This is a genomic window from Pseudoalteromonas sp. ABV4_021 (assembly GCF_056159365.1).
The window spans coordinates 1879949-1891705 of record NZ_JBSWVB010000001.1 but is presented as its reverse complement, the minus strand read 5'-3'; the positions used below and the strand labels follow the sequence as shown (position 1 = coordinate 1891705).

The following is an 11757-nucleotide window of genomic DNA, read 5'->3' as shown; positions in this document are numbered from 1 at the left end:
TTTTTTGTATTTGTACTTTTCTGTTTTGGTAATAGTACAGCTCTTCGTGTAACCCCAATACGTAATCAATATAAAAGAGGAGGGGTTACCTTTTCTATTAAGTGTTCATGAAAATATCTTCAAAAATCAACAGGTCTTAATATTTAACGTCTATTATTGTTGTTAATAACTTTAAGTTTTGAAAGTGACATGAACCTGAGATTATCCGTATTTGTTATCTGGTTAGTATTCGCATTACTCGCACTTAGCGCGACTAATGCCTTGGCTAATGGGCAATCGTCGTCGCTAATTAACGAGTATGCGATTAAAAAACTGGGCACTGAAGATGGTTTTGTGTCTTCAGAAATTTATTCAATTGTTCAAGATAATCAGGGGTTTTTATGGTTTGGTACCGCTGAAAATGGGGTGATGCGATTTGATGGTCGCAAGGTTGTATTGTTTGAATTTAATAAAATGAACGAAAACGGCTTATCACATAATGATGCGGGAAATTTAATGCTCGATAACGACGGCAGAATTTGGATTGGCACGTGGGGCGGCGGCGCTAATCTGTACGACCCTAAAATTGGGCGATTTGAAAACTTTCTACACAGTGCATCGCAAGCAAACTCGGTATCTTCTAATCGCATTCAATCATTATTGCACGACCAAACAGGCATTATTTGGCTTGGCAGCTACGATGGTGGGCTAAATAAATATCTGGGCAATGGTCAATTTGAGCACATTACAAAAACCGGTGACTCGGAGCCGAGTTTATCTCACAACCGTATTTGGGATATTGCAGACAAAGACGACAATTTTCTGTGGGTAGCGACCAGCTATGGCTTAAACCTATTTAACAAAAACACTCAGCAGTTTAAGCACTTCTTTCCAAACCCAAATAATAAAACTCCAACTGGGGCCAACGAAATTAGAAGTATGCTAATAACCAAAAGCGGAACATTTTATGTCGCTACTCAACATGGTCCGTTTTTGTTTGAGCCAAATAGCGGTAGCTTCACCGCTATTTTAAATAGTGATCAGCAAGCACTTGGCCAAGTAAATTCGATGATTGAAGACCAAGACGGGTTTGTTTGGTTTGTTACAGCAACAGGCATTTATCGCTATGACAACGATATAGAGCAAATTGAACGGCTAGATTTAGGTTACAACAATGGTTTTCGCATTATTTTTGAGGACTCTTTTGGTGTTATTTGGATTACAAACGAAGTGCACGGCATTTTTAAACTGACACCACAGCGTAAATTTAAATCGATTAATAGCTCGCAACTAAGCGCGCCAAACGGCATAACAGTTGATGAAAACGGCGATGTGGTTATTGCTGCTTCCTCTTCTGCCTTATTTAAATGGCAAGTACGGGCGAAAAGCTTAGAACGTATTTCAGGTCCTCTTTTTACTAAAGAAAATGGCTTGGTGAATAGTGGTGCAGTAGAAAAACCCATTGTATTAAAACAAGGCACCAATTTACTTTGGGTTGCACAAGATCAAGGGCTTGCCAAATACAATCTAATAACTGGGCAAGTGGAAATAATTCGCTACCCTAAAACCGCTGAAAATTACCAAGAATTTAGAGAGCTAAGGGCGTTAGCGCTCGATGAACACGGCAACTTATGGATTGGTACCTACAAAAATGGTGTATACGTATACAACACAACGCATAAAACCTTTACACATCTAGACGAAAACAACGGCTTATCGCATCCTGAAGTACTAAAAATAATGCGCGATAACGACAACAACATGTGGGTTGGCACCGGCAATGGCGCAAACTTGTGGTTGGCCGATAAACAGCGTTTTCGCGTTTACAAAATGGATGAAGCCGACGAGCAAACTTTATTAGGTAGTATCGTACAAGATATTTACCAAGCCAAAAATGGCGCGATTTGGGTAGCAACGCAAAAAGGTCTCAACTTATATCAACCCAATAGCCAAAGCTTTAAGCATTACAGCGTGTTAAATGGCCTTGCTACATCGTTAATTCGTGCTGTGGTAGATGATCAAAACGGCAACTTATGGCTCACCACTAATAAGGGTATCTCTAGTTTAAACCCAAGTACTGATGAAGTCGTTAACTATGATGGCACTGAAGGGATTTTAGGGGCAAATTATTACGCAAACAGCTTGGTTGTGGGTGCCAACAATACGTTATTCACTAGCAGCCAACGTGGGGTTGAATACTTCAATACTGATGTTGAAGAAAACGAAGTTAAATCACCTAATGTGGTACTGACTGGGTTTAGCAAAATGGGCGAGCAGAAAAAGCTCGAAAAACCGTATTCTTATGTCAAAGAAATCGACTTATCGTACCAAGATTACTTTATTTCATTTGAGTTCTCGGTGTTAGATTTTACTGCACCCAGTAAAAATCAGTATGCCTATCGCCTTGAAGGGTACGATAATAACTGGATAGAGCTCGGTAACAATAATATTGCGTCATTTACCAATTTGGATGGCGGCAGCTACACCTTGCAAGTTAAAGCAACTAACAGCGCAGGCAAATGGAGTAACGAGCTGCTTTCAATCGACTTAAATGTGGCGCCTTCGCCTTTCAAAAGCTGGTGGGCTTATACGCTTTACACTTTATTTGCCGGTGCACTGGTTGTTTTAATGATATATCTGCGCACTCGCTTACAACAAGGTGAGATATCTCGGCAAAAGCAATTTGTAGTTGCGTTAGAAGAGCAAGTTGCTGAAAAAACGGCGTCGCTTGAGCAACAAGCCAAAGAGCTCAAACTCGCCGTACAAAAAGCAGAAACTGCAACGAAGTTAAAGTCTGAATTTTTAGCCAATATGAGTCATGAAATCCGCACGCCAATGAATGGCGTAATTGGTATGCTGCAACTGTTAAAAGACAGCAGACTATCAGACGAACAAGCGCACCGCGTGAGTATTGCCAGTTCAAGTGCAAAGTCGTTATTGACGCTGATTAACGATATTCTGGATTTTTCAAAAATAGAAGCAGATCGCATTGAGCTTGAATACATTGATTTTGACCTGCGTAACTTACTCGAAAAACTCGCAGAGTCTGTGGCCCTTGATGCACAGTTGAAAAATGTTGAGGTTATTTTAGACATCAACGCGATTTCGGTCAGTCATGTGAACTCTGATCCTGGGCGAATTCGCCAAATACTCACCAATATTTTAAGTAATGCCGTTAAGTTTACCGAGTCAGGTCAAATTGTGATCCGTGCGGAGCTTTGTGACTCTGAAAGAATTGGATTTAGTCAGTTTAATTGCGAGATTCAAGATACCGGCATTGGTATTGCCAAAGATAAAGTAACTTCGCTATTTGATGCATTCAGTCAAGGTGATGCATCGACCACACGAAAATACGGTGGCACTGGGCTTGGCCTCAGCATTACACGAAAACTCTGTAATCTGCTGCACGGCGATGTAACGGTTACAAGTAAATTAGGCGAGGGCAGCTGTTTTAACGTCACCTGCACCGTTAAAAACATCGCACAGCCAAGCAAGGTAAACGATGGCCTAACATTTAAGTTTTTAACGGTGCTGATTGCAGACGCTAATAAAACTAATTGCCAAGTGATAAAACAGATTTTAGAGAGCGGTTCAGCAAACACAATCGTTGCCAATTCAGCTGAGCAGGTAACGGCACATGTAAGCAATGATTTAGCAAATATCGACTTGATTTTAATGGATGCTAAGTTGTATGAAAATGGCCTATTAAAACAGCAATTAACGCGCTTAACGGAAACGAATAAAACACAGCTAGTTATGATGGCGCCAATTAATAAACAATTCGATAGTGATGCGTGTGAAGCGGGTAATATTAGCGCGATTTTAGCGAAGCCCGTAACACCAAAAGGCCTTATTAAAGTCCTTAAAAATACGCTGCAAAATTCATCTGAACACACTGATGATGCAAGTGAGCAGTCGACGAATTTAAATGATATAGACACCACTATGTTTAATGGCGTACATGTATTGCTAGTTGAGGACAACCCGGTAAATCAGATGGTCGCGTTGAGTGTTTTGAAAAACTTAGGGGTGAGTGCAGATGTTGCCTCAAATGGCTACGATGCGTTAGCAGCTCTTAAAGCCATGGATAAACCAAGCCAATATGCAGCAATTATTATGGACTGCCAAATGCCGGAAATGGACGGTTATGAAACTGCATCTAAAATTAAGTCGGGCGAGGCAGGGAAAAGTGCAGCAAACATTCCCATAATTGCGATGACCGCTAATGCAATGCAAGGTGATGAGCAGAAATGTTTGGCAGCTGGTATGGATGACTACATGACAAAACCGATTGAGAAGGAAACGGTATATCGTAAGTTAAAGCACTGGGTTGGTATAACAAAATTAATATAAAGTAGAGTGTATTCTGAACAAATAATCACTTTCTGGCATGCCACAATAGCAATGTATCAGATACTTAACTAGGCTCACTTACCTTGAATATTATTAGCATATTTGGTTCGGGCAAAGAAGCAGATGGATACATACGTTTGAGCGCTTTCATCTGCTTAAATCAACCACAGATTCTAATTAGTCACGTTTATTGCGAACTTATTTTTAGCAAATTAGCAGACCCTTAAGCTCATTCAGTTAAGGGATGCGAAGCGTAAATTTACGATGGCTTTATACATTAAAAAATCGTATGAAGTCGTTTTTAAAAATCTAGTTCTACACTTAATAAAAAAGGCCGCATGTGCGGCCTTTTGTTGTCTTCAGAGAGTTTTCTAAGGTCTGTATTGAGCGTCTACGGTTACGCCAGAGTATGCTCTGTAACCATATGCGCCAATGTGCCATGTACCTGCACCTGGGTTGTTAATAGTACAGGTTTCTGTGTTGCCGTCGTTCCATGAACGACAGTCGTATGATGACGTGTTTGGCTGGCTACCGTTGCGAATATAAAGATCCGCATCACCTGTGCCACCGGAAAGCGTTACTGTGAACGTTGACATACCTGCTGGTACGTCAATTGTGTAACGGCTCCAAGCGCCACGACTTGCTGATACGTTATCAACTGAACCGCCGCCACCATTTGTGCCACCTGTTGTTGATGATGTGATATCACCAGTTAGTGACGCGCCAGAGAACGCTGAGTACGCGTTTAGCATTACGTGATAAGTACCTGCTGTTGGGTTATCAATAGAACAGGTTTCACCGTTACCTGAGTTCCAAGAACGGCACTCATAGCTTGAGGTAGTTGGCTTGCTGCCAGCGCGTACGTAAAGGTCTGCATCACCCGAGCCACCTGCTAACGTGAAAGTTACGTTAGTTGCGCCAGATGGTACTTCCATGGTGAAGAACGACTGTGCGTTTTTAGCGCCAGCAAGACCAGTTTTAGCAACCTTATCTTCTAACACGTTATCGTCTGTTGGTGGTGTAGTAGTGTCGCCAGATGCCGCATTTACAGCAGCAAGTGCATCAACAATACCGGTACCACAGTTGTTACATGTAGCAGGGAATGAACGCGTTGTTGATTTTAGGATCTGTTCAATTTCATCAGGTGTAGCAGACGGTTTTGCTTGTTTGATTAACGCAGCAACACCGGCAACATGTGGCGCTGCCATTGATGTACCTTGCGAGTATGCATAACTGTCGCTACCTGGACCTGTTGAACCTGAGTTGTAAGTTGAAAGAACGCCTTCAGGATCGTTTGCAAAGCTCTGTGCGCCACCTGGTGCTGCAACATCAATATTTGCACCATAGTTTGAATAGTATGCACGGCCACCGTTACGACCAACTGATGCAACGTTTACTACGCCTGAACAGTTACCAGGGTTGTAGTTCGCAGAGTTATCGTTATCGTTACCTGCTGCAATAACAACTACCGCGCCATTTGCACGGGCGGTGTTAATTGCCGCTTGTGTAGTCGCGCTACATGCACCTGAACCACCTAAGCTCATATTAATAACAGATGCTGGGTTTGCATTCGTTGTGGTGCCAGAAACTGAGCCACCAGATGCCCAAATAATACCGTCAGCGATATCTGACGTTAAACCACCACATTTACCAAGTACACGCACTGGTACAACTTTTGCGTCGTATGCAACACCTGCAACACCTTCGCCGTTGTTTGCTACTGCTGCAACCGTACCCGCTACGTGAGTACCGTGCCAGCTTGAGCTTTGATCTGAACGTGGTACTGGTTGACCTGAGCTATCTGTACCACATTCACCCGTTGTAGTTGCATCACCAGGATCGCGAGCATCGTTATCACGACCACCGCCATCGTTTGCTACGAAAGTGTTTGAAATCATATCGTAACCAGGCAGTAGGTTTGCATTTAAATCTGCGTGTGGACGGTAACCAGTATCAAGTACCGCAACAGTTACGCCAGCACCTGTTGCTTTATCCCATGCGCTCGGTAAGTTAAGACCACCGTTTGCTTCATAGTAGTGCCACTGATCTGAATATTGCGGATCATTAGGCGTAGCAAATGGTTGTAACATTTGGTCGATTTCAATGTATTCAATATCACCAGATGCAATCATGTCTTGCATATATTGCTGTGTTTCTTGTGCAGATAGCTTGCCGTCTACTTTTACTACGTGAAGGCCTTGCATCGCCATAGGGCGCACGTAGCGAGATTGCTTTTTAAGCTTTGATTTGAAGTTTGATACAAACGACTGTGCTGAAGCGCGCGGTGCAAAAGATTGCGTATCTGCAGTATGTGCAAATTTTGCAGCGGTTTTCGTTTTGTATTTAATAATGAATTGTGTAGAAAGCTGAGCTTGACCCACTAATTTAGCTTGTACTTCAGCAAGTTGTGAAGGTTCGCTTAATGTATTTGCATTCGCGCTGATTGCGAGCGGTACTAGCGTTGCTAATAAGCTCTTTTTTAGTAATTTATTATTATTCATAGTATTCCCTAGAATTATTGTGATGTTGCCATTTTGGACCCAAATGAGGATCTATTGTTAATTTAATGTGAAACAAAAACTAATAAATTACTAAAAAGCTATAAGTTAATAGTAAATGGTTATAAGCAAGGTGATTGCTTGTCTGCCACCTAGGTTAGCTATGTAAATGGATGTTAATAGCTATATTTCAATGATTTACAATTATCATGACAGGACATTTGTCTGGTTTTTATGAAATTAATACAAAACCATGAGATCAAAAATGTGAATTATATTTGTTAATTTTTGCCCTAAATGCAATAGTAGGTGGTTTTTACGAAAATAGTCGTATTTATAGTGGGTGGTAACCAAACCAATTTGGTTTGATTGTTTGGCGCTCGCCTGAATAGCTTAATTTGATATAAAAACCATCAATTAAGTCGACAGATAACAAATCATCCACCGCCATTAAACGGTCTTTATGTGGTTTAGATAAATTGTTCGGCACACGCGAAAGCGCGATTTGTTTTGCTTGTTCGGGTGATTGCGCCACGATCAATTCAAAACTGTGTTGCTCCATAATGTGATCAGGGTAATACGCACCTAAGTTAACAAAAAACAGGGTGTGTTGATTTGGCTCTGGGTGCTCTAATAGCGAAATTTCAAAGCCGTCAATGTGTTTTATTTCACAGTAGCTGTCCATATGCACCTTGGCTTTATCGCCACACCATTGTTGCTTCAGCGCGTTAAACGTTTGTTCTATGGTGTCGCCTACGACAAAACGAATATCATGCATTTCGATATTGCAGCCGCTTACTTTACCGCCTAAACACACCATAAATAGTCGTTTCACAGTTAACCCCTTTGTTAGTTTTTAAAGGCTTTAGTCACGCATAAACGATACGCGTTTAATTAAACCGTCTTCAATTTGGTAGCTCGCAATCACCACTACATCGGTATCAATAATATTTGGGTCTTGTGATGCGCTAGAGGCACGCTCTTTATCGACTAAAAAACTACCATTCACAATACGGTTTAACGACGTGGCATTTAAATACACTAGCGAGGCAAATTTAGCACCATAACGTTTAATTAATTCGTCTTTGCCCTGATACTGCAATCCGCCAGGAAATGCATAAATTTCTACGTCATCGTGGTAGGTCGCGGAAAACGCATCAATATCACGGTTATTGTAGGCATCAAGTTGCTTATCAACGATGGCAATGGTTTGTTGTTCTATCTCTGAATAGGTCATTGTAAATTGCTTGTATTAGCTCAAAGAGCGCGATTGTAGTAAAGTTTTATCTTTCGCAACATGATTTTGCGATAAACTTGTACTTGCCAGCCCATTATTATTTTTCAGTGAGCCCAAATGAATCAAACACAGTTACAGCAAGCGCTAAAACACCACTTTAACTTTGATGCTTTTCGCGAAGGACAAGGACAAACCATTTCGCAGCTTTTAGCAGGCCATTCAAGCCTTGCTGTATTTCCAACCGGCTCAGGCAAGTCTTTGTGTTACCAACTTACCGCGCTGTTGTTACCGCATTTAACCTTAGTGGTATCGCCCTTGCTTGCACTGATGAAAGATCAGGTGGACTTTCTCAATAGCAAAGGCATTGCAGCCGCAAGTTTAGATTCTAGCCTTGATAAAGATAGTTACTTTGATGTTGTTAATCGCGTAAGGCAGGGCGAAATTAAAATTCTTATGGTGTCGGTAGAGCGCTTTAAAAACGAACGGTTTAGGCAGTTTATTAACTCGGTTGCGATTTCTATGCTGGTGGTCGATGAAGCCCACTGTATTTCGGAATGGGGTCACAATTTTAGACCTGATTACCTGAAGTTGCCGCAGTACCGTGAAGCATTGAATATTCCGCTGGTATTACTGTTAACGGCAACCGCAACAAAAAAAGTTAAACAGGATATGGCGGCTAAATTTCAAATCCAGCAACAGCATATAGTGCAAACGGGTTTTTATCGTCATAACCTCGATTTATCGGTGATCCCAGCAGTAGCGGGGCAAAAAACACAGCAACTATTTGATGTTGTAAAGTCACAACAGGGTTGTGGCATTGTGTATGTGACGTTGCAGCAAACCGCAGAGTCTGTGGCAACTATGCTTGCTAATCAGGGGATTAATGCGGTTGCGTATCATGCAGGCCTTGGTGCTGAGCAACGTCAAATGATTCAAAACCAATTTATGCAAAGCAACAATCAAGTGGTTGTTGCAACCATTGCCTTTGGTATGGGTATTGATAAAAGCGACATTCGCTTTGTGGTGCATTATGATTTACCGAAATCAATCGAAAACTATTCGCAAGAAATTGGCCGCGCGGGGCGTGACGGTAAGCCATCTAATTGCTTCGTATTGGGCAATCTAGATGATGTAACTACGCTTGAAAACTTTGTCTACGGCGATACGCCAGAAGCCACAAGTTTGCAGCGATTTTTTAACGACATTCGCGAGCAAAGCCAAGATAATTTATGGCAGTGCCAAATTTATTCACTGTCGCAGACGACCAATATTCGTCAGTTAACGTTAAAAACGGTGCTGGTGCAATGTGAGTTGTTAGGGTTACTAACCGCCAAGTACAGTTATTTTGCTGAGTACCGCTATTTTTTCAAATTGGATAAAGCAAGCGTATTAGCTAAATTTAATCCTGAGCGACAAGCATTTTTAAACCAGTTATTTGATGCAACTGACTTTAAGAAAAAGTGGGGCAGCATAGATGTTAGCGAGTTTGCGATGCAATCAGGGCTTGACCGCTCGCGGGTGTTGTCGGCACTTGAGTATTTACATGAGCAGGGCGATATTGAGCTGGAAAGCAAACAGCTTGTTGATGTTTATGCGGTTAATTCTAGTTTATTAGATAATAATGAGTTGCTTAGTCAGCTAACAGATTATTTTGCGAGTAATGAAAAAAGCGAAGTGGCGCGTATCAACACCATGTTGCGCTATTTTCAGTTAGACACGTGTTTAAGTTACAATTTGGCGCGCTATTTTGATGACCAAGGTGCACCAAACACCTGCGGGCACTGCAGTGTGTGCCGTGGGCAGACAGCTAAATTGAATTACATCGATACGCAAAAGCAGCTCGTAGAAAATCAAATTAACGATTATCTAGCACCGTTAGATATTGCCTTAAATGGGCAAGGGTTTGAATTAAGCGATACGTTAGCCGCACGATTCTTAACAGGCTTAACACAACCTGTGTTCACTAAAGTAAAAGCGTCGAAAATGGCAGGGTATGCGGTATACGATACCCTGCCATTTGAATTGGTGAAAAGCGCAGTAGCGCGAAATCGCTAGCCTACTTTTTCAATGTATTCTAGCGCCGTCATTTGGTGATAAATGACATCGCTATGTAATACATGAGCGGGATTGGGGTCAACTATTTCAATTGGAATAGCATTTTGACGTGCCACTTCGAGCGCCATTTGTGTAATGTTGACACTAAACGAGGTGCCGATAAACACCATTTTATCGGCGTTATACATGCGGTTTTGCGCCTCAGTGATTTGGTATAAATCGGTATAAAACTCATCAAACAGTAAAACATAAGGTTTTAGTGACACATCGAGCTCTGGCCCGTGTTTCGAAATCTTAAAAATATCGAGTAACGACGCTTTAAGATTTTGCTCGTCTACGTCATGCCATGGCGCGTTAAAACGTTCAACAACAGGCCCTTGTTCATGATAAAGCGTAACGTGATCAATGCGTCCATGAATTGAAATGTAATTTTGATTGCCCGCTTTACCATCAAGGCCGTCAATATTTTGCGTGATTAGGTTTTTGTCAGCTAGCCAATAGTGTGCCTTGTTAGGGCCGTGGTTGCGGTAAGTTACAAAACGCGTGTAATACCAAGCTAAAAATTCCGCCGGATTATGTTGATACATGGCGCGGGTTGCCATCTCTTGTGGCGTGTAATTATTACTGCCAATGGTCCAAAAACCGTCTTCGCCCCGAAAGGTCGGTATACCACTGGCACTGCTAACCCCTGCTCCTGTGATATATAAAGTATTAGTCATATCGCAACGCGCTTCTTTTTTTGCTTTTAAGTAGTTTATCGCCAAATTGAAATAAACCAAGACCAGTGACAATAATCACCGCGCCAATAATTAATGACAGGGACAGAGGTTCATTGTTTAACAGTGTACCCAGTGCAATGGCAAATCCCGGTGTAATAAGTGTGATCAAGGCAACCGTGCTGGCTTCTAACTTTTGTAACACATGAAAATACGCCAAAAAGCCAAGTAGCGAACCAAATACACCTAAATATAAAATTGAGGCGATGGCACGATGACTCCAGCTGCTTGGCGCAAAGGTACCATCCACCAGTAACCAAGTGATAAAAAATAAAGGCGTTGCAATAATAAGTGCGCCGAAGGTGGTTGCCATTGGATGAATAGCCAGTTTTACGGTTTTTACCATCACACCGCTTAAGCTAAAGAAACACACCGCAGCGAGTACACACAAAAGACCCACATTAAATACCGAACCGCCAGCGAGTTGACCTTTACACACTAAGGCTAAACCAAACACCGACAACATTAAGGCAATCATTTTTACTTTGCTAAACTTGGCTTCATTTAAAATACGCTGCGCCAGCAAGCCCGATAAAATCGGAGCAAGGCCAAACACCAGTGAGATAACACCAGAAGGCACTGACTGCGCTGCAAAGTAACTGAGCATCATGCCGCCATAAATGCCAAGTGCTGAATAGGCGTATAACTTTATCGCTCTGCCATGCCAGGGTAAGCGAATATTCGCAATCGCCATAACAAATGCACCGAGTACTAGGGCGATTAACATGCGCAAAAATACCGCCATGGTGGGTGGAATAGAATCACTGCTCCATACAATGCCAAGCGGTGTGGTTGACCAAATTAGCACGACAAAAAAATACGATACCTTAACAGGCATAATAGCGTTCCTAAATTTGGC

At 41.9% G+C, this 11757-nt stretch carries 7 protein-coding genes; 2 read left to right on the top strand and 5 right to left on the bottom strand.

The annotated features are described in order from the left end of the window. The first annotated feature begins 189 nt into the window (after positions 1-189). The gene (locus tag ACXAFE_RS08910; RefSeq protein WP_475151461.1) at positions 190-4332 is read left to right on the top strand and encodes a two-component regulator propeller domain-containing protein; all 4143 of its coding nucleotides are present in this window, start codon (positions 190-192) and stop codon (positions 4330-4332) included. Positions 4333-4703: 371 nt separating this feature from the next. Here the strand turns inward: ACXAFE_RS08910 and ACXAFE_RS08905 are convergent, their stop codons facing one another. The 3 genes from ACXAFE_RS08905 to ACXAFE_RS08895 all read right to left on the bottom strand — a co-directional run bounded on the left by ACXAFE_RS08905 (position 4704) and on the right by ACXAFE_RS08895 (position 8067). Continuing rightward, a complete protein-coding gene (locus tag ACXAFE_RS08905) occupies positions 4704-6833 on the bottom strand; it encodes a S8 family peptidase (RefSeq protein ID WP_475151459.1) in 2130 nt (709 codons plus the stop codon). A 331-nt stretch (positions 6834-7164) separates the two neighbouring features. Then, positions 7165-7650: a DUF1543 domain-containing protein gene (locus tag ACXAFE_RS08900; protein ID WP_475153601.1), complete on the bottom strand. Its 486-nt coding sequence runs from the start codon at positions 7648-7650 to the stop codon at positions 7165-7167. A 45-nt stretch (positions 7651-7695) separates the two neighbouring features. After that, entirely contained in the window at positions 7696-8067 is a 372-nt protein-coding gene (locus ACXAFE_RS08895) for a nuclear transport factor 2 family protein (RefSeq protein WP_475151455.1), read from the bottom strand. A gap of 117 nt (positions 8068-8184) precedes the next feature. Here ACXAFE_RS08895 and ACXAFE_RS08890 point away from each other — a divergent pair, with 117 nt between their 5' ends. Beyond that, positions 8185-10122, top strand: a complete 1938-nt coding sequence (locus ACXAFE_RS08890) for a RecQ family ATP-dependent DNA helicase (protein WP_475151452.1) — start codon at positions 8185-8187, stop codon at positions 10120-10122. Here ACXAFE_RS08890 and ACXAFE_RS08885 read toward each other — a convergent pair. Together ACXAFE_RS08885 and ACXAFE_RS08880 are read right to left on the bottom strand one after the other, a co-directional pair. Continuing rightward, entirely contained in the window at positions 10119-10841 is a 723-nt protein-coding gene (locus tag ACXAFE_RS08885; protein WP_475151450.1) for an SIR2 family NAD-dependent protein deacylase, read from the bottom strand. The two genes, ACXAFE_RS08890 and ACXAFE_RS08885, sit on opposite strands and share 4 nt — an antisense overlap. Beyond that, the gene (locus ACXAFE_RS08880) at positions 10834-11736 is read right to left on the bottom strand and encodes a DMT family transporter (RefSeq protein WP_475151448.1); all 903 of its coding nucleotides are present in this window, start codon (positions 11734-11736) and stop codon (positions 10834-10836) included. Before ACXAFE_RS08880 ends, ACXAFE_RS08885 begins: the two co-directional genes overlap by 8 nt. Between the last annotated feature and the right edge of the window lie 21 nt (positions 11737-11757).